Annotated in this window: 18 protein-coding genes; 6 read left to right on the top strand and 12 right to left on the bottom strand. The window is 33.4% G+C overall.

The features are described from left to right. Positions 1-32: 32 nt before the first annotated feature. From menA to DR980_RS02495, 5 genes are all read right to left on the bottom strand, one after another. Positions 33-995 (bottom strand): 1,4-dihydroxy-2-naphthoate octaprenyltransferase, encoded by a 963-nt coding sequence (menA, locus tag DR980_RS02515; RefSeq protein ID WP_113633697.1) that lies wholly within the window; start codon positions 993-995, stop codon positions 33-35. Between the two features lie 83 nt (positions 996-1078). Further along, a complete protein-coding gene (locus DR980_RS02510) occupies positions 1079-2593 on the bottom strand; it encodes a PH domain-containing protein (protein ID WP_113633696.1) in 1515 nt (504 codons plus the stop codon). After that, a complete protein-coding gene (locus DR980_RS02505) occupies positions 2593-3114 on the bottom strand; it encodes a PH domain-containing protein (protein WP_113633695.1) in 522 nt (173 codons plus the stop codon). Before DR980_RS02505 ends, DR980_RS02510 begins: the two co-directional genes overlap by 1 nt. An 82-nt stretch (positions 3115-3196) precedes the next feature. After that, the gene (locus tag DR980_RS02500; protein ID WP_113633694.1) at positions 3197-4027 is read right to left on the bottom strand and encodes a 1,4-dihydroxy-2-naphthoyl-CoA synthase; all 831 of its coding nucleotides are present in this window, start codon (positions 4025-4027) and stop codon (positions 3197-3199) included. Positions 4028-4755: 728 nt separating this feature from the next. Further along, positions 4756-5610: a CvfB family protein gene (locus DR980_RS02495; RefSeq protein ID WP_113633693.1), complete on the bottom strand. Its 855-nt coding sequence runs from the start codon at positions 5608-5610 to the stop codon at positions 4756-4758. Positions 5611-6104: 494 nt separating this feature from the next. Here DR980_RS02495 and DR980_RS02490 point away from each other — a divergent pair, with 494 nt between their 5' ends. Then, on the top strand, positions 6105-8000 hold the full coding sequence (locus DR980_RS02490; RefSeq protein ID WP_113633692.1) for a hypothetical protein: 1896 nt from the start codon (positions 6105-6107) through the stop codon (positions 7998-8000). A 259-nt stretch (positions 8001-8259) separates the two neighbouring features. Continuing rightward, complete coding sequence (locus DR980_RS02485) at positions 8260-9612, top strand: M28 family metallopeptidase (protein WP_113633691.1); 1353 nt, start codon at positions 8260-8262, stop codon at positions 9610-9612. Between the two features lie 79 nt (positions 9613-9691). On the opposite strand, the gene DR980_RS02480 is transcribed toward DR980_RS02485, so the two are convergent. Both DR980_RS02480 and menD read right to left on the bottom strand, forming a co-directional pair. After that, entirely contained in the window at positions 9692-10033 is a 342-nt protein-coding gene (locus tag DR980_RS02480) for a DUF2853 family protein (RefSeq protein WP_113633690.1), read from the bottom strand. An 88-nt stretch (positions 10034-10121) separates the two neighbouring features. Further along, entirely contained in the window at positions 10122-11795 is a 1674-nt protein-coding gene (gene menD, locus DR980_RS02475) for a 2-succinyl-5-enolpyruvyl-6-hydroxy-3-cyclohexene-1-carboxylic-acid synthase (protein ID WP_113633689.1), read from the bottom strand. Positions 11796-11891: 96 nt separating this feature from the next. Here menD and DR980_RS02470 point away from each other — a divergent pair, with 96 nt between their 5' ends. Both DR980_RS02470 and DR980_RS02465 read left to right on the top strand, forming a co-directional pair. After that, positions 11892-12389 carry a GNAT family N-acetyltransferase gene (locus DR980_RS02470; protein WP_113633688.1) on the top strand — a complete coding sequence of 166 codons (498 nt, stop codon included), beginning with the start codon at positions 11892-11894 and terminating at the stop codon, positions 12387-12389. 108 nt (positions 12390-12497) lie between these two features. Beyond that, positions 12498-13448 (top strand): tRNA dihydrouridine synthase, encoded by a 951-nt coding sequence (locus tag DR980_RS02465; protein ID WP_113633687.1) that lies wholly within the window; start codon positions 12498-12500, stop codon positions 13446-13448. 191 nt (positions 13449-13639) lie between these two features. On the opposite strand, the gene DR980_RS02460 is transcribed toward DR980_RS02465, so the two are convergent. The 5 genes from DR980_RS02460 to DR980_RS02440 form a co-directional block, all read right to left on the bottom strand. Further along, on the bottom strand, positions 13640-14140 hold the full coding sequence (locus tag DR980_RS02460; protein ID WP_394335932.1) for a glutathione peroxidase: 501 nt from the start codon (positions 14138-14140) through the stop codon (positions 13640-13642). A 231-nt stretch (positions 14141-14371) separates the two neighbouring features. Then, positions 14372-16585, bottom strand: coding sequence for a TonB-dependent receptor (locus DR980_RS02455; RefSeq protein ID WP_113633685.1), 2214 nt, complete (start codon positions 16583-16585; stop codon positions 14372-14374). Between the two features lie 3 nt (positions 16586-16588). After that, positions 16589-17884 carry a tetratricopeptide repeat protein gene (locus DR980_RS02450; RefSeq protein WP_113633684.1) on the bottom strand — a complete coding sequence of 432 codons (1296 nt, stop codon included), beginning with the start codon at positions 17882-17884 and terminating at the stop codon, positions 16589-16591. A gap of 102 nt (positions 17885-17986) precedes the next feature. Next, entirely contained in the window at positions 17987-18541 is a 555-nt protein-coding gene (locus DR980_RS02445; RefSeq protein ID WP_113633683.1) for a DUF4331 family protein, read from the bottom strand. 76 nt (positions 18542-18617) lie between these two features. Beyond that, positions 18618-19271: a DUF4331 family protein gene (locus DR980_RS02440; RefSeq protein ID WP_113633682.1), complete on the bottom strand. Its 654-nt coding sequence runs from the start codon at positions 19269-19271 to the stop codon at positions 18618-18620. Positions 19272-19492: 221 nt separating this feature from the next. Here DR980_RS02440 and DR980_RS02435 point away from each other — a divergent pair, with 221 nt between their 5' ends. Both DR980_RS02435 and DR980_RS02430 read left to right on the top strand, forming a co-directional pair. Beyond that, positions 19493-20023 (top strand): RNA polymerase sigma factor, encoded by a 531-nt coding sequence (locus DR980_RS02435; protein WP_091170368.1) that lies wholly within the window; start codon positions 19493-19495, stop codon positions 20021-20023. Then, complete coding sequence (locus DR980_RS02430; RefSeq protein WP_113633681.1) at positions 20023-20808, top strand: anti-sigma factor; 786 nt, start codon at positions 20023-20025, stop codon at positions 20806-20808. The genes DR980_RS02435 and DR980_RS02430 overlap by 1 nt, the downstream gene beginning before the upstream one ends. The last annotated feature ends 106 nt before the right edge of the window (positions 20809-20914 follow it).

Genomic DNA, 20914 nt, shown 5'->3' with positions numbered 1-20914 from the left:
AAAATGGAATGATTCCCTATTTGATTATTAATTTATCTCCCGCCTAAAAAAGTATTCACAATGATATCCGAAAAAAAGTAAATCATACCTAATGAGAGTAACACTGAAAGTGCAAAAGTACTCAGCGCCAGTTTTTTTAATTCAGGATCTAATTCCTTAGCGTTTTGATTTTTATAAACGGTAATTAAATGTTTGATTAAAGGGATATAGGCTAATAAAAACAAGTATTGATCAAAATGAAAATCGTCAGTAAATGCAAAAATCAACACCAAAACCATCGCCGCTACAATCAGAAAATAATGGTATATTTTAGCTTTGGCTCCGCCAATTTTCACAACAATCGTGTTTTTATTTGATTTTCTATCCGATGCTTCATCTCGCATATTGTTCAAATTCAAAACACCCACGCTCAATAATCCTATAGCGACCGCCGGCAAAACCAACAACGCATCCAATTGTTTCGAGTATAAAAAATTCACTCCTAAAGTACTCACCAATCCGAAAAATACAAAGACAAATACATCGCCAAATCCACGGTAGCCGTACGCCGTATTTCCAACCGTATAGCGAATGGCAGATACAATTGACAGAATTCCCAATACTAAATAGAAAAAGGAATACCATAGATTTGTATCTCTAAACGCATAATAAATCAACAACATCGCTGAAAGCAACGTCAAGGCTGATGTAATTATAATAGCGCGCTTCATGGCTTGTGGAGTAATCACACCGCTTTGTATCGCCCGTTTTGGCCCTACCCGATCTTCATTATCTGTTCCTTTCATGCCATCACCGTAATCATTAGCAAAATTGGACAGTATTTGCAATCCTAATGTTGTCAATATAGCAAATCCAAATAATCGCCAATTAAAGACCTCGGTTGGCGTTAATATACTATCTGTTGGGTGCGCCAAAGCATACATACTCCCAACTATTATTCCAGAAACCGATAAGGGTAAGGTTCGTAATCGTGCGGCTTCAATCCAATGTTTCATATTTTTTTATTTAAAAATTTGCAGTTTAAAACTTAAGATTTGTTGCACAGACAACTTTAAACCTTACACTTTAAACCATTTTGTTACATCCAATTGCTATCGGAAGTTTCTATTTCGTACAACCAAAGATTGACTTGTTGTTTTACTATTGAATAATTCGCTAACTGAAAATCTATATTTCCTCCTGCAGTATGCAATATTACGGAACCAATATCTAACTTTTTATGCCAGAAAAGCTGCGAAGTTGTAATTGCTTGTATTTTACTGGGCTCAATAATATCATTGCTGATATCCCAAGCGCCACTTTGCTTTATTATAAAATTCTGGTGAATAAATAATCGATTATTTTTAAATCTAAAATACTGGATTAATCCAATAACAACTACAAACACCGGCACCACATAACTATATTCAAAAATTATAGGCTCAAGCCAATACCCAACCGCCATAAATCCCAACAAAGGTAATCCTATTGTCAAGAAAATCGAAAACATAAGTTTACGAAAATTAGGTTGCAACATCAACCCTTTTTCAGGAATTTTATGAAACAATAATCTCAATATCGAATCTCTCTCTGCTTCACTACATCCCGGAATTTCAATTATTGATTTTCGTTCTTCTTTTTCTCCGCTGGTCGCTTGTCTAATTTTCAGCTCCAGAATCCCCATTTTCTTTTGGAAATAATTCCTTTTAACGGTCGTAATCTGAACTTTTTCAGGCTTGATAATAGTGCTTTTTGTGTTCAACAATCCAAAAGACAAAAGCAAAGATCCTTTTTGTCGGGTTATTTTGTAATCATAGTATTTGAAAACAGTACGGATTACATTCACAACCAAAACCACTACAAACAATAGTATTATCGATGTTAAAATAGTTTGCAGCACTAAGTTTTTATCGATGTACGAACCTACTTTTTCTTCATAAACTTTACTTTCGTCTCCAAAATTTTGAAAATTCTCATATATCGTACTAAAGAAAATCACTAATAAAGCTATACTTCTTCCATAATTGGACGTGATTCCAACTTTCAACAAACTCAAAAAACTGATTTTAATAAAAGGATGCGCGGCTTCAAAAAGTTTTTGCTCGGTTTCCTCCAATGAAGTTGTTTCTGTTCCAATTGTAGTCTTTAGTTCTTCATTTTCCAATAAACGAAATTTCAATTCTAAAGCCAATTCATGTGAAATCGCTTTGATAGCGCCTTCTTTTTTATTGCTTCCGGCTGTGTCTACATCCAATTCATAAACACTAACTAACTTTTGAATAAAAGACTGGTTGATATTTACTTGTTGGATTTTACGCAGTTGAATCGCAGTTTTGGTTTTATTAAAAACGCCTTCTGTAATGATAAATTCGTCGTTTTCGGAATCCAAAAAGAAAGTAAAATTCAGGTATTTCAAATAAGAAATAACTCCAATACTTACAAATACGGCAAGTATCCCAAGGAAAAAATACAATTTATTAACCTCGTCAAACTTAAAAATCCAAATCACAATCATAGGCCACAACGCTCTGGCGTATTGCTGAAGCGTGTAAAAAAACATCACCAAAATCCCTATTGAAGATTGCCTTTGTGGCTGACTAAAATCGGCTCCCATTACAATTGTTTTTGTATTTTACCCATCAACAATTGTTTGATATTTTCAGCTTGTTCTTTTTCGATTCCAGGTATTTCAATATCACTGGAACTTCCACCAGCAGTAAAAATTTCAATTTTAGCCAGACCAAAATACCGTGAAATTAATCCTTCATGCAAAGCCACGTGCTGTACTCTATTATAAGGAATTACGATTGTATTTGTAGCAATAATTCCGTACCTGAAAAGCACATCGTGTTCTCTGAATGCAAATCCTTTTTTCTTAAATGCAATAATAGAAAATGCTACCAACAAAACTGAGAATACAGGAATAACGACACCTATAATCAACCAGACTCTTCCAGAAAACAGTTCGGGTTTAAACATGGAAACAAATATTGGAACAAGAATAAGTATACCAATAAATAACGCCAAATTAATCAATACCACCCAAATGTATTTAGAATGCAAATTCGTAAAAGTTACTTCCTCAAATTTTGGAAGTTGGCGCGTATCAATCGTTTCGTTTGTAAAATTTTCCATTTATAAAATTTTGTTTAAAGCGCAAGGTCTAAAGTTTAAAGTTACTTTTCAAAACAACTTTAAGCTTTAAACATCAAACTTTTTATGGCAACCATTTTTTCTCGAAATTCGGTTTTCTTTTCTCCAAAAATGCGTTTCTTCCTTCTTTAGCTTCTTCGGTCATATACGCAAGTCTTGTTGCTTCACCGGCAAAAACCTGTTGTCCCACCATTCCATCATCGGTAAGATTCATCGCAAATTTCAGCATTTTAATCGCCATTGGAGATTTTTGCAAAATTTCCTGAGCCCATTCGTAAGCCGTATCTTCTAGTTCAGCATGCGGAATTACCGCATTCACCATTCCCATATCCATAGCATCCTGAGCCGAATAGTTGCGTCCCAAGAAGAAAATCTCACGTGCTTTTTTCTGTCCAACCATTTTAGCTAAATAAGCCGAACCGTATCCACCGTCAAAACTGGTTACGTCAGCATCTGTTTGTTTGAAAATAGCGTGTTCTTTACTCGCCAAAGTCAAATCGCACACCACATGTAAACTGTGTCCTCCACCTACTGCCCAACCTGGAACTACAGCGATAACTACTTTTGGCATGAATCGAATTAAACGTTGCACTTCTAAAATATTCAAACGATGTTGTCCATCATCACCTACATAACCTTGATGCCCGCGTGCGTTTTGATCGCCGCCACTGCAAAAAGAATACACGTCATCTTTAGACGAAGGCCCTTCGGCAGAAAGTAAAACGACACCAATTGAAGTATCTTCTTGTGCATCGTAAAAGGCATTATACAATTCAGCAGTAGTTTTCGGACGGAACGCATTGCGCACATCTGGTCTGTTGAACGCAATTCTGGCAACGCCATTGCATTTCTTATAAGTGATATCTTCGTATTCTTTAGCAGTGATCCAATCCATTACAATTGATTTAAATTATTTTAGTGTAAAAATAAATCATTTTTTACATTTTATCTATTCTATTTGCATAACCTTATGGTAATCCTTCTCTGATTAAAGGCTTTAAAACGTTAAAAAACAATAAAAAAACAGCATTTTAACAGTCGCCAATTCAAATTATTTTTAATTTTAGGACAAGCTAATCAGATGAATACAAATTCTTTATCTTGATTAATTATTGATTCTTCACTGATTTATTAACCTAAAAAAAGAATGTATTGAATGCAATTAAAAATGTTGTCGCTCCTTTTTCTACGGTAATAACTTATAAAAATATTTTCAAAGCCCCGATAAACGAGCTAATGATACTAGCATTTGCCCCAGCAGTAAAAAATAAAAAGTAACACCTACGGTTAATTAAAGAACTATTTTCTTGTCCTTGCAAAAGTGAGACATTAATAAACAATTGTTTAGAAAATTATCTTCCAATATATAGAAAACCAACGGCCTTATTGTGAAATTATTTCTTAACTCTCAAGCAAGTGATTGTACATTTAAAGACAAAACTATCTTTTAAAGTACTTACGCTTAAGTTAATATTTTTAAAATAGTATCGAGTATACTATTGCGCTTAGAAGCGGATAAAGCTACTTTGAACTTCAAATTTATTTTAATGTTGCCAGAATTTAATATTCTAAAACAGCATTAAAAAGAGAAAGACTAACCGTTACGATTAGTCTTTCTTTTTTTTATTCCTTAACCAAGTAAATTCCGTCTTCCTTGATTTCGATTAATTTCTCTCGATATAAAGCGCCAATGGCTTTCTTGAAGGTTTTCTTACTCATTTTCAAAACCGTTTTAATATCTTCCGGATGTGAATTATCAGTCAAACGCAAGAAACCTCTGCTCGCTCTTAACTCATCCAGAATTTTTTCTGCATTTGGCTCTATACTTTGATATCCTTGAACTTGCAGTGCCACATCAATCTTATTATCCGGACGTATTGTCTTGATATACCCTCGCATGCGGTCTCCCGTGCGAATCGCATCATCATAAACTTCATCTTTGTACATCAAACCTTTGTACTTTTCGTTGATGATAACGTTAATTCCTAATTCAGTAATATGAGAAACAATTAAATCTACTTCTTCCCCTTTTTCAACCGTCAGGTGATCATTTTTTAAAAACTGATTCAATTTACTGGAAGCCACCAAACGATTGGTTTTCTCGTCCATATAAAGGTAAACCAGGTAGCGTTTTCCTTTTTCCATCGGACGCGCCTGCTCTTTAAACGGAACCAAAATATCCTTTTCCATTCCCCAATCCATAAAAGCACCAATCTGATTGGTATAATTCACACGCAAAAGTGCAAATTCATTCAATAATACATACGGCTCTAATGTCGTGGCAACGGGTCTTTCTTCGTGGTCCAAATACACAAAAACAATCAACTCCTCACCTATTTCAAATTCGTTTGGCACGTATTTGTTAGGCAATAGAATGTCATGAATTCCTTCGGGATCTTTTTCTGGATTTCCCAGAAACAAACCCACTTTGGTATCACGTAAAATGGTAAGCGTATTGTATTTTCCTATTTCAATCATTTTCTTTCAATTTCTAAAGCGCAAAGGTACGAAGTTTGAAAATAGCAAATTAAGAAACCGTCCACAAAAAAACAAAGTCCAAATCCGATGGCTATTTTCTTTTTTAGGAGCAGCACTTTCCGCTTTTTTCATCACGAGTTGTCCCGCTGTCCGCAGTATTCACGCCCAAAAGCGTGGGATACTTACTTCCATCGGGGCTAGATTAGGACGTTTTGTTTTTCAAAAAGATAAATCACTCTCTCTGTCATTCCGACTAAGGAGGAATCTCATTATAAATATTCATTTAAATATAATGTAAACACTAAACATGAAATGAAGTACTGAAAAATGACAATTGAAATAGACAGGACGTTCATTTAAAAAAACAGAAATTAACTTTGTAAAACTACGATTACAATTTCATACTTTAGAACAAAATTAAATCAATTCAGACAAGACCTATTTTCGTAAACATTGCTACTTTATATAAGGTAAAAAACAAAAACAAATTTATCATGGCAAATCACATATTTAAAACAGCAGTAGTAAGCAAAGAATCTTTAAAAACAAGTGTTCAAAAAGCAATGACGTTAGTACCGACAGGAACTATATTCGTTGCAGGAGTTGGAAAAATCAAGGATTACCAAGGCACTCATCAAATGATGTTAGAGATAGTTCAATTAAAAAATTTAAAAGTACCAGATACAAAAGGGAATCTATTAGATACCTTAGATATAAGAAATAACAAATTTACAGTAAACAACAGAGCCATAAGAGTTTGGCTGAAAAAGACCATCGAAGGTTACGAAAAAATGTTTCCTCAATTAGCTGAGCAAATAAGCGGATTAGAATTACATAAACAAGTAGGTGAATTGAAAGACGACGAAGTACTTTCAATATTTTCCCCTTTTAATAAAATTAAGTTATCTGACGGTTCTGAACAAATTCCAACAATCTCTGTAAGACAATATGCCAACTCAGACATAAGTAAATTGCCGTACCGAATTGCAAACATTTTAAATACTCTTCCAGAAAATAGAACAACTAAACAAGACGAAGACTTAAAAAGACTGTCCAAGATGAGTAAAGGAGGAGAAAAACTAGTGGATGAATACGGTTCTCAGATATATGAAATCAATGAATTTACATATGGTGATGATGAAAACATCTTAATTTATAGCATGCCAATTAGTGAATTTAATAAAAGAGTTAAGCAAAAATCTACTAAACCTAATATAGAATCAATAATGATACCTGGAGGAACCACTGGGGTTTATATCTCAAAATACAGTTTTGAAAAATTATGTAAAAAATTAGATGTCAAAGAAGAAATTAATAAAGATTTTTTTTTCAAACATATATATGAAAATCATAAAATTTCAAAATTTTTCAATAAACTAGATTTAAAATATCTCTTTAATGTAAAAAACATGCTTAATGGAGAAATTAGTTTTTATGAGATGACCGCTAAATCTAATGACTCAAATTCATATGTTTTTGAACAAAGTGGTCGGACATTAAAATACCATTTAAATTCAGATTGTGTTTATCTGAAAAATGATTATCAAAACTACACTGTTCCATCAGAAATAGGCAATCTTGGAATTGAAGCGGTAAAGAAATACAGAGATTGGTTTATTGATAATAAATTTAAAGAACAAATAGAAAAAGGAGAGATAGATAAGTCTTTAATATTATACAAATATAATACTGAATTTAGGAAACAGTTAGGTGTTCCTGCTTTAAATGAAAATTACGAATTAATTAAAATTATAGAGCATTCCGGTTCAATAACTATTAACAGTGAATTTACCCATGAGTTTTTTTTAGATACACTAGAAGAATGTGTTATAAAAACAGAATTAATATTACAACGCAAACCTTATTGGTATAAAAAATTATTAAAACATGATTATTTAATAGAGAGAGATGATTTGTATATTCGAGAGAAAATGAAGTCGCTTTTTTATGAAGAATCCTCTCTTTTGGAAATAATAAAAATTAAAGAATTTTTAATTGAATATAGAAAAATAAAAGAAATAGTTATAAAAAATCTAATTGATTATTTTATGTGGACCTTTAAAAAAGGTATTATTGATTTTGATAAAATTATATTCGAAAATTTCGGATTAGAATGTTGTAAATTTTGTGAAACGGAAAATAATAGCTCTAGTATATTTGATCCAAAACATCGCGAAATAAAAGTCCTTTTCATATCCTCTAGATCTCTAATTTTTCAAGATAATTTTTTTTTCATTGCTAAGGTACAAACACATCATCAGATTTTAAATATACAAATACATGAGGAAGACCGGGATTATTATGAGAGAGGTAAAACCTATTCATGTATTATTGTAAGAGACAATAAAGGTAAAATAAGATATGAATTGGGATTAGAAATAACTGACTGAATAATAAGATAAATCAACTTGCTTCAGTTCGCAAAATGTCCACCTTGAAAAAGTAAAAGAATTTCTAAACCACAATCAATAAAAACCATTGATTAAGTGGTCAGATACTAAGAAGGGCATCTCAAAATCAAAGGCTTTTAGAGCTAGAAATAATTTCTAAGTAGCATTGATAGATAATTAAACAAATCTTAAAACTCAATTTCGTTTATACTTTCTTTTTCTTTTTTACTAACTTTGAGAAAACTAAAAAAACCTATTAATGAAACCAACCTCAATATTCTGTTTGTTCCTACTACTATTCATTTCTCATACCAATTACGCACAAACCACAGTCGATGATCCCGAAATAAAAAAAATGATTACCGAAGTACAATCGAAAAACATGGAAGCTACCGTTCGTAAACTCGTATCCTTTGGAACCCGACATACATTAAGTGACACCAAAAGCAACACCCGCGGTATTGGTGCGGCGCAACGCTGGGTAAAATCAGAGTTTGATAAATATGCTTTGGCATCAAACGGAAGACTAACTTCAGTTATTGATTTTTTTACCATCAAAGCAGACGGAAGACGTATTACCACCGACAGCCAGTTGGGGAACGTGATGGCAACCTTAAAAGGAACTGACCCTACAGATGATCGTGTATTGATCATAAGCGGCCATCTAGATTCCCGTGCTTCAGATGTTATGGATGCTAAATCAGATGCGCCAGGTGCTAATGACGATGCTTCTGGAGTTGCAGCGATGATGGAACTTGCCCGAATATTGAGCCAAAGAGAATTCCCTTTTACGCTGATTTTTGTGGCAGTTGTTGGTGAAGAACAAGGATTGTACGGAGCTAAACATTTAGCGGATGTTGCCAAAGATGGAAAATGGAATGTAATTGCGATGATCAATAATGACATGATTGGAAACAGTTTATCCAGCGGAACTTTATTGAGAGACAATACTAAAGTTCGCGTTTTCAGTGAAACAATTCCATTCTTAGAAACGGAAGCAGAATCAAAAATGCGTAAATCTACCAATCGTGATAATGACAGTCCATCGAGACAATTAGCCCGATATATCAAAACAGTTACGAATCAATATGTAGAGCAACTGGATATTAATTTAGTCTATCGCAACGACCGTTTCTTGCGTGGAGGAGATCACACTCCATTCAGTCAAAACGGATTTACAGCGATTCGTTTTTGTGAAATGAACGAAAACTACGATCACCAACATCAAAACGTGCGAAAAGAAAACAACATCCAGTACGGTGATTTAGCTGAATTTATGGACTTTGAATACATGAAGAAAGTGACCTGTTCTAACTTGGCTACATTCAGCAATTTGGCTTGGTCACCTAAAGCACCTACAAACGTAGGAATTGAAGTAAAGGATTTGACTAATTTCTCTACTTTAGTTTGGACAGCTCCTGAAGGAAAGTCGGTTTATGGATATAACATTCTTATCAGAGAGACGTCATCACAGCATTGGGAAAAAACAATTTTTGTTAAAGACACAAAAGCTGAAATCCCATATTCTAAAGACAATTTTTTCTTCGCTGTTCAAGCTGTAGATGCATTAGGACATTCCAGTTTACCGGTTTTTCCAATACCAATTCGCTAAAAAGCATTCAATACTAAATAAAAAAAGCGTTTGCCTGAGGCAAACGCTTTTTTTATGGGTATCATTTACAAATTAAATATTAATTGTAAACACTCTCTTTTTTGAAGTGAACAGTCAGTAAATAATAAATTACCACTCTGTATTTATTCTTGTTAGAACGACCGTATTTTTCCATCACGGCATCTATTGCCGCATCTAATTCCGGTCCGTCACTAAGTCCTAATTTCTTGATTAAGAAATTGTTTTTTACCGTATCTAATTCGGCTTGCTGACTTCCGGCAACCGTTGCCGAATCAGCATTATAAATTGACGGTCCACAACCAATAGTTACTTTTGTCAACAAATCCATGTCTGGACTTACACCACATTTGTCTTTTAAATCAGCGGCGTACTTTACAATTAATTCTTCTCTTGCACTCATAAATTAAGATTTTGTTATTGATTAATAGGTTTTTATATAACCAAATTTAAACATTAATTCATCTCATTTCACGAATTAGAAAAAAATATTAGACTAATTCTTTAAAATATTGCAGTAAAATGCTGTCATTTTTTAATGTGGGTGTGAAAATTTCCAAAATACTTGGTTTTTCATTTTGAGCATATAAAGCGGTCAAACTTCTTGATAAACTAGCTTCATCGCTGGCAATACTATATTCAAAACCATACATTTTAGCCAAATGTTCCGCAGTTAAACAATGGGAAGTTTCAAAGAAAGTATTAAAAACAGGACTCTCTTCGTGTCCTGGTAAAATCCTAAAAATTCCGCCACCTCCATTATTGATTAAAATAATCTTGAAGTTCTTTGGGATATAATTGTTCCATAACGCATTGCTATCGTACAAAAATCCAATATCTCCTGTTATAAAAACAGTTTGTTTATCATCTCGTCCTAAAGACGAGACAGCCGCACCTATAGCAGTAGAAGTACTTCCGTCGATTCCGCTGGTACCACGATTGCAATACACTTCAATGGAAGGATCAATATCTATTAATTGTGCATATCGAATCGCTGAACTATTGCTGATTTGCAATTGACTGTTGATGGGCAAACAGTGCATCACTTTTTCGAAAACTTTAAAATCCGAAAAAGGAATTTTGTTTAAATAAATATCACTTTTTAGCTTTCGCAACGCTTTAACAGCGTCTAATTGCTCGAAATAATTACTTTCTATTGCGTTTATAAGTGGCAAGAAAGTGTCAAAAAACACATTTGGGTCAACTTCAAAATGTTTAGTCAAAGCGCCAAACGTATCATACGCTCTCCAAGAATCAATATGCCAGTGGTGTTTTGGTTTGTATTTTCTTAAAAAAGCCTTGATTCGTTTTGAAACGACCATTCCGCCAAAAGTCACCAATATTTCCGGACGAAAATTTTCAAAATCTTCATTCGTAAAAGGCGTAATTATCGTGTCAATATTATTGATAAAAGTATCATGATGCAAGTTAGAAGTCGTTTCGGTCAACACTACAACCGACTCATCTTTGGCGAAAGCCTCAATTATTTTTTCATTGATTGCATTCGGTTCATTCACGCCAACCAGAATCATTTTTTTGGTGGAATTGTTCCAAATCGTTGCGTATTCTAAAACATCTTCCATGGAAATCGTCTGAGTAGCATTTGCGAAAGCAACAGTATTGACTTTAACTGAAAGCTCAGAAACGGTTTCATATAAGGGCTCTTCAAAAGGCGCATTGATGTGAACAGGACCTTTTTGAGTGATAGCCGTATTAATCGCTTCGTTAATTTTTAAATCATTCTCGGCTGAAACATCTTCATGCAAATTAGCATTGTATAGCGAATGGTTTTCGAATACATTTTCCTGTCGGATGGTTTGTCCGTCACCAATATCAATTTTGCTTTGCGGTCTGTCTGCCGAAATCACAATCATAGGAATCTGGCTGTAAAATGCTTCCGCAAAAGCTGGGTAATAATTCAATAATGCAGAACCGGAAGTACAGACCAATGCCACTGGCTGCTTGGTTTGTTGTGCGATTCCCAATGCAAAAAATGCAGCCGAACGCTCATCAGCAATACTGTAACATTGAAAGGCGGGATTGTTTACAAAACCAATTGTAAGCGGGGCATTTCGAGAACCCGGAGAAATAATTATGGTGGTGATTCCTTTGGCCAAACAAATTTCAATAATGCTTTGTGCTAAAGGTATTTTGGGGTAAATCATTGTGTAAATTTTCTGAAATACAAAGTTACAAACTTGCATCCCTTTTTCCTTTATTTTTAACGGTTATTTCTTAATTTTGAAGCAAATAAACAACACATGGAAATTAAATTACGAGCTTATAAAACGGAAGATACTCAGGCTATTTTGGACATAATTAATTACAATATTTTGCACTCCACAGCGCTGTATGATTACAACATCCGAACATTTGAGCAACAAAAAGCCATACTCGAAGAAAAAATTGGAAAAAACTTCCCGGTGATTGTAGCGGAATTAGAGGGGACAGTTGTTGGTTTTGGAATGTATAGTGAGTTTCGTTTTCGGGAAGCCTATAAATTTACGGTTGAACATTCAGTTTATGTCAACCAAGACCACCATGGGAAAGGTATTGGAAAAATTCTGCTGCAGGAATTAATCCGTCTTGCTAAGAATCAGAAATTACATACCATGATTGCCGTAATTGATGCTGAAAATCAAAGCAGTGTAGAATTTCATGAGAAATTTGGTTTTAAAACTGTGGGAATCATCAAGGAATCCGGTTATAAATTTGATCGTTGGTTGCACTCTGTGTTCATGCAATTGATTTTAGAATAAAGCGAATTTTATCATCATGTAGTTCATTTTGTGCTATGTTTTGACTTTATGAATTTTATAACTTTAAGACCTGCTACTTTATAGTATATTTGCGCAACTAAAAATTTCATGGATTATACCTTACTTTCATCGCCTTTACAGGGATTTACCGACTTTCGTTTTAGAAATGCCCAAAACAAATTATTTGGAGGAATTGACACTTTTTACTCGCCTTACATTCGCTTAAACGGAAAAATGGTTATCAAACCATCTTACGAACGCGACCTGCTTCCAGAGAATAATCTTGATTTAGAGGTAATTCCACAAGTGATAACAAACGATGCCGATGAATTTTTATTTGTAGCAAAATATGTTAGAGAATTGGGTTATAAAGAATTAAACTGGAATTTAGGCTGTCCTTATCCTATGGTGACCAAGTCTGGCATGGGTTCCGGCTTAATAAGTAATCCCGAAAAAATCAACAATATCCTTCACAGAGCACACAATGAATCTGACATTATTGTGTCTATGAAAATGCGTTTGGGGTATGAAAACAGTGAAGAAATCCTGGATGTCTTACCTATTTTAGATACCTATCCTATTAAGAATATTGCGATTCATGCTCGCATTGGAAAGCAATTGTATAAAGGTGGCGTAAACTTAGATGCGTTTCAGTTATGTGTAGATAATACCAAACATAAATTGTATTACAATGGTGATATAACCTCCGTTGCTAAATTTCATGAAATGCAGCAACGCTTTCCAACTATTGATCATTGGATGATTGGCCGAGGATTAATTTCGGATCCATTTTTACCCAGTATGATAAAAAACAATACATTAGAATATCCTGCAAACAAAATAGAATTGTTCAGTGCGTTCCACGATACTTTGTATTCTATTTATAGTGAATCTCTTTCTGGTTCAACCCATATTTTATTGAAGATGTACCATTTATGGGAATATTTTTCAGCTACTTTTTCGAATCCCCATAAGGTTTTAAAAAAAATAAAAAAAGCGCAAAGTATTCGGAATTACGAAGCTGCTGTAGCTGAAATTTTCAAAAACGAAAAATTCTAAAGAAAAAATAAACCATTAAGAAATTAAGAAAAATTAAGCTCTGATTCTTAATGTAACTTAATTTCTTAATGTTTAAATTTTTAGAAAATATTCGACACCTACTTAAACCACAAAAAAAAGAGATTTTCATTTGACTGAAAATCTCTTTTGATTATTTACTTAATAAAAATTATCAAATTAGCGGTAGAAAATTATGCTTTAATCCAATTCAATACTTCTGGATCTGTTACTAATGTTCTTGGAGCAATTACTTTTTCCAATTCCCCTTTTTCGTTGATTAGGTATTTTTGAAAATTCCATTCTACAGTTGAATCTTGCAATCCATTTTTAGATTTCTGAGTCAAAAATTGATAAATAGCCGCCATGTCATCTCCTTTTACAGAAACTTTATCCATCATTGGGAAAGTAACTCCATAATTCATTTGGCAAAAAGTTGCAATTTCTTCATTAGTTCCTGGCTCTTGTGACGCAAAGTTATTTGCTGGAAAACCTACAATTACTAATCCTTTGTCTTTATATTCTTTATAAACTGCTTCAAGATCTTTGTATTGTGGAGTTAATCCACATTTTGAAGCGGTATTTACAATCATGATTTTTTTTCCTTTCAAAGAAGCAAAGTCAAAACTTTTACCTGATAAATCTTCTACTTTGAACTGATAAATCGTTTCTTTAGCAACTACTGGTGTACTCATTTTATTTTCAGATTTTTGTGGTTGTGCCTGGTTTTGACAACTAAATAACATCAAAGCGCAAGTCGCTATGTATACTAGATTTTTCATAATTGAAATTTTTTATAAAATTAGATAAAAATTTGTTTTATCAAAGCATTTTTTAGTTAAACAGTAGTTAAATAAAAAAGAAAACCTGACACTATGAAAATGCCAGGCTTCCAAACAAATAAACAACAAATCTTAATGTGGTATTTAAAACGTATAGGTAATTTTTCCTTTCATGAAGAAAGGCGTTCCTGGAGTAAAATGAATTTCTTCAACACTTTCAGGCTCATTTTGAAGCCTGGATTCAGTGGCAAATTGTGTTTCGTTCCATGCCGTGTCAAAAATATTCTCTACTGCAATTCCGAAATTGATATTTTTATATTGATAATTAACATTTAAGTCGGAAATAAAATAACCTTTGGCAACAATAGAATTATCTTCATTTGCCGGACGATTTTTTAAATAACGATACCTAATTCCTCCTGAAAAACCATTCAACTTTTGGAAACTTAATCCTCCGGTAGTAGTGAAATCTGGTGCTAATGGAATGTAATCTTGTCCTTTTGGTTCATCAATACTTCTGGCATACGTATAATTTGCATCAGCATCAAAATACAACCAATCGTTCAATTGATAACGCAATCCAAGCTCTGCTCCCATACGTTTTGATTTTCCGCTTGGCTCAATAATTCCGGCATCTCCAACGTAAACAAACTCCTGTTCTAAAAATAAATACCATAAAGCTGAAATCACAATCAACTTAGGAAATGGTTTCCAAATGGTACCAATATCTGTTCCTATTGCGGTTGGTAAAATTTGTTTTCCACTGTTTTGAACGACAACACGAGCATCATTCGAATGGAAACCCATTCCTGATTTTACAAAAAACTGCAAATTATTATTTTGCGAATAAATGAAATTCAGTTTTGGAGAAAACTTAACTTTTGATTCCGATTGTGTTTTGTAATTCTCCATCAATTTATCTTGATAATTGAATTTGAAATAATCCAATCGAATGGCCGGATTAATCATCAGTTTCCCAAAATTAAATTCTGAATTCAAATAAGTAAACAAATTTGATTCATCAATATCACCTAATTTTATATTCTCAAGAACCGTTCTTCTGTTCAAAGTGTGTGAAAGCTCCGTATCTGTTGTCGCATCGGCACGAAAACCAGCTCCAAATTGCAACAAAACATCTGTATCATTTATTTTCGTCTTCTTATTCAACTCCGCATTCATTCCATAGATATCGCGATTTTCTTTCTGTTTAATTTGGTCCCCATTAATAGGATCATCCAAAAAGAACGTAAAATTAGAATACAATTCAAATTGATAGTTTGAATAAAAAGCATTCGCTTTCAAAAATGTATTTTCATCAATTGGTTTGCTCAAACTCGCATTAAAATTGGTTCGGGATGTATTCCCTCCTTCGGTATCATCAACAGCACCAAATCTTGAAATCGTTCCATTATCAACCAAACGCTGCGGAATTTGTCCCGAAGCATCCCATTTGCTTGAAAAGCGAGAAGCCAAAATTGAAAACTTGCTGTTATCCTTCAAAATAGCGGAATATTTCCCTAACAAGTTTATTCTATTAAAATTTTGAGGAGAATCAAACGGACCATCTGTCAAGATATATTCTGTGGCAATGTAAGCACTTTGTGTTTTTTGGTTGCCCAAAAGATTAAAAAGTCCTACCGTTCTCAGCGTGTTAAATTGTCCTACTTCTACGCCAATACTACTTTTTTCTATTTTATCTTTAGTTTGGAAGGTAACGTATCCTGCCGTTGCAAAATCCCCTTTGTTAGCATAATACGTTCCTTTTCCAAAATCTATTTTTTCTACCGTTTCCGGAATAACAAAATGCAAATCTGCATAACCTTGACCATGTGCGTGAGACACCATATTTACTGGCATTCCGTCTACTGAAATGGCAATATCAGTTCCGTGATCGATGTCAAATCCTCTCAAAAATATTTGCTCTGCTTTTCCTCCGCCGGCATGTTGCCCGATGAATAATCCAGGAACTTTTCTAAGAATTTCCTGAGAAGAATTCACTGGAGTCGTTTGCAAATCTATTTTTGAAATAACATTCATTGCGGAAAGTTTCGGTTGAATTACGATTTCATTCAATCTAAAAATATCATCTTCAATGATAATTGTATCATCAGAGGAAACAATAGTGAAATTTGATTTTTTATATCCTAAAGCGGTTATTTTGATAATATCACCTAGAACCGTTTTATCCAAACTGAACAACCCAAATTCATTGGTATGTGCATGGCTTTCAGAATTTGTATTCACTAAATATGCGTTTTCAACAGGATTACCGTCACTATCCAACACTTTACCTTTTTGAATTTGGGCATAAGTTGACACTCCAAAAAGGATAATCAACACTAAAATAATATTTTTCATACGCTATAATTGATTTACCTTTTTCTCGAAATTAGGACCCAATTCATATAAACTGGATAGTAATTCCTCCTTAATAGGTTTCGTTTTGAGCGCTAAATTATTTGATTTGTAAATCATTGCCAAGTGGTATTGCACCTTTGGTTCAAAGGATTTTCCAACCACATGATTCTGAGCAATTTCTAATGCTTTTTTATTTTCTCCTACATTTAAATACGCCCAAGCTAATAAATCGTAAGAATCAGCTGTAGGTCTGTGATCTACTTCAATTTTGGCAATTTCTAATGCTTTTTGAGCGGTTTGTTTATCATCAGCATAAATTAGAGCATTGTATTTATTGTACATCGCACCATAATTATTCTTTTCCATCATAGAAAAATAGGCATTTCTGTTTTTTACTTCCTCACTTTTATTGCCTTCAAATTGAGCAATTTGAGATTTCAATAAATAAAAATCCGGTGTATTATGAGTTGCTGCAATAGCATCAATAATTCTATTGGCCTCGTTTACATTTCTTTCTTTAGAAAAAACAATCCATGCAATTCCTTTTAACGCATAGGAATAATTAGGATCTAGTGCTAATGTTTTGAGGTAACTATCGTACGATTCTTGAATTCTTCCAGAATGTCCATAAAAATCCCCCAAATTCGAATAGGACCAGATTTTCAGCACTTTATTGTCTTCTTTTTCAGCAATATCTCGTGCCTTTTCCATGAAAGTTATCGCCGTTTCTAAATCGCCTTTGTGATCGTTCCATTTAGCCAAGCGAATCAAATAATCGAAACTATTCATGTCTCTTATTGCATTCAGATTTTTAACCGCTTCCGGATAATTTCCCAATTCCATTTGAACATCGAACAGTAATTTTTGAGTTTCTTTTTTTCCTTCGCCTATAGCTAATGCTTTATTAGCAAGTTCAAGTGCTTCCTTAAACCTATGTTGTGAAATATAATTTCTTGCCAATGATCGAACTGTGGAAACCCTTGAATAATTGTATGCTTCATTTGATTTAGTCAATAAATCTTCTGATTTATATAAGTTTTTGATATCACCAGTATATTCAAAAAGTGTGTTATAGTTTGCCGCAAGTTGACTTAAATAACTGATTTGGTTTGGAGCACCGTTATATTTTTTCTGCCAAAAATCAATTTCTTTATGAGCAAAAGACAACGATTTATTGTCTTTTAGACTCAAGTATTTAGAATAGTCTTCTTTGCTGGTGATTTCTTCTGATTTACTTTCACAACCTAATAAAAGTAGGGTTGTGAAAACAAAAAGGAAAGTTGTTTTTAAAGTTTTCATACTCTAATTATTTTGTTTGTTTGTTTGTTTGTTTGTTTGTTTTATTAAAAAAAACAGAGCGAATAGTAATGTTGTAAACGCTCTGTTTTTTTTGAGGAAATACTACCAAGCAGAAGCTAGGTAAGGGAAAGTTGTTCCAAATGCCTTATCATTTGCATTTACATTATCTTTAGTCAGACCTGGATTAGAAGTTCCCATTGGTCCTCCAAAAATCAATAATAATTCAACATCTATTACGTCATCTGCCAAAGCTCTTCCTGTCAAAACATTAGTTCCGTCAAAGAAAGTTGTTGGTGCAGTTTTAGACACTCCTAATACATCTGTAGCTAAAAGACCTGTAAGCTGCGCGGCAGTTTGTCCTAAAGCATTTGTAGTATATGCAGGATTCAAAGCCAATAATCTGGATTGAAAAATAGATTGGTATTTAGCTCCCATTGCTGATGGAATGGCAGCATTGAAATCATCTTTAGGTTGTCCTGAAGCAACGAATACTGTATTGATTGCTGGTCTCGCCATTTGATCTTGCTGAACATAAGTGCCTGAAAAATCAAGGCTTACACTAGAATCACCGTTTGAATCGTCATTATCACAATTTACTGAAACAACTGCAGCTACTAGTGCGATTGTTATAATTTTGAATTTATTTGTTTTACTCATGATGTTTATATTTTAAAATTTTTTCGAAATCAAAAATCTTCGATTTCATGTTTTTGCTTTTTTTAAATAAATTTAATTATTGTTTTTTCTTAGTTTCAGCCCAAACACCAACAGTACTTGATGAACCCAACATTGATTTTGGAACTTCAACAACTATAGACATTACATTAGTACCTGCAAATGTGTCTGTCCCCGGATTATTAAATCCTGTAGCTGTTCCGCCAAGAATTGCTTGAAAGCGACCTAAATCAAAAAAGAAGGGATCGTCTCTTGGTCCTGCGAAAAATTTCATTCCGTTTTGTTCTGCTGTCAAAGCTGCTGTACCATATTTAGATATAGTAACACTTCCTGAGGCTGCTGCAGTTTTAACGGTACTTGAAGTTCCAGTTGTTCCTGGAGCTACAGGTCCAAAGAAATACATTTTGTCGTCTCTCTTAATTGCCTGAATCACTAAATCTTCAACATTGTCACCATTATTGTCAATGTTTATTTCCACCATCACATTATCTTTGAATGTGGCAGCACCAGTAGCATTAGGACTTAACAATCCTTGAGTGTTTACTGCAAATACTAAATTACTTGTGTTTTGCCCTTGAAAAGCATAAACATCTGTAATATCACCTGCGTCTCCTGACATTGTAGCCGGTGCATCAATGTGATCCGCTGCTACTAAAATTAAGCCCGAAACCGCCACTAGCGACAGACCTAAAAGCATTTTTGTTTTTTTCATTTTGTTTTAAATTAAAAGGTTATAAATGCATTTACGGTATTGTTTCCGATTTGGTTTTTTAAATACTAAAAAAAAATTAAAATAATACACAAACAACTGATTATTAATAATTTAAATACTTAAAAAAAGTAAAATTATTTTTATTTTGATGTTGGCAACTAGATAATCTGTTATTTTTAGATAAGAATGTATAAGTTTGTATTAGTTAAATAAATAAACGTATGAGTCAAGAAGAATTATTAGTATTAATTTACAAGAAAGACGAAAGAGCATTTACACATCTCTATGATATGTATTCCAAAAGTTTATTTTCGGTAATTAATGTTCTTGTAAAAAATAGAGAAGAGGCCGAAGACGTGCTACAGGAAGTATTTGTTAAAATCTGGAAAAACATTGATTCCTACCATGAAAGCAAAGGAAGATTTTATACTTGGATACTGAATATTGCCCGAAATACTTCTATTGATAAACTGCGTTCTAAGAATTTTAATAACAGTCAAAAAAACCTTTCTACTGATAATTTCGTAAATCACTTTGAAGACAGTTCGAAACTGTCGGACAAAGTGGATACTATAGGTTTACAGGAATTTGTAAAAAGACTGAAACCAAAATGTATTCAAATAATTGATTTACTGTTTTTCAAAGGCTATACCCAACAGGAAGCTTCGGACGAATTGGCAATTCCTTTAGGAACGGTAAAAACGCAAAATAGAAATTGTATTAACGATCTACGAAATTATTTGAAAGTATAATGGAAACAAAAGAATATATTGAATCAGGAATTCTGGAACTTTATGTTTACGGTTTATTAAGTGAAAACGAAAACGAAGAAGTTACAGCTATGGCAAAAAATAACCCGGAAATAAATGCTGAAATTATAGCTATTGAAAAAGCGATTGTTGCACTATCATCTAGCTTTTCACCATTTCATTCGGTAGCTAATTTCGAAAAAATTAAAGAGAAATTAGAGCTGAAACATGCCGAAGTCATTCAATTAGAACCTCGTAAAAACAGGTCTCAATACATTGGATGGGCAGCAGCTGTGTTATTATTGGTAGGTATTGGATACCAATACAATCAGTTGAACCAAACATCAACGCAAGTGGCTAATACTGAAATTGAAAAAGCAAAACTAGAAAAAGAGTTTAATGTCTTGAAATTAAAAAATGCGGCTAACGAAACAAGTTTAGCGGTTGTCAGAGACATTAAAAATACGGTTGTAGCTCTTGGTGGACAAGCAGTTGCTCCCGAATCTTCGGCTAAAGTGTATTGGAATCAAGAGACCAAGGTTGTCTATATAGATGCAGCAGGTTTACCTGAACCACCGGAAGGAATGGTGTATCAGGTTTGGGCTTTAAAATTAAGCCCGTTGACTCCAACCAGCATTGGATTATTAGAAGACTTTGATGTAAATGAGCAAAAATTATTTGCAGTGAATAATGCCAATGAAGCTGAAGCTTTTGGAATTACACTTGAGCCTAAAGGAGGAAGTTTGACTCCTACAATGGAACAATTATATACGTTAGGAAAAGTATAATTCTTTTAAAATTTGAATTCATATTAAAACCAGACTTTCAGTGAAAGTCTGGTTTTTTTATATGAGCTAAAGTGCTTTTCATTATATCTTATATTAGGAATATAGC

Source organism: Flavobacterium psychrolimnae (assembly GCF_003312425.1).
GTDB lineage: Bacteria > Bacteroidota > Bacteroidia > Flavobacteriales > Flavobacteriaceae > Flavobacterium > Flavobacterium psychrolimnae.
Note: the sequence above shows the minus strand (reverse complement) of the source record. Positions and strands in the feature narration are given on the sequence as shown.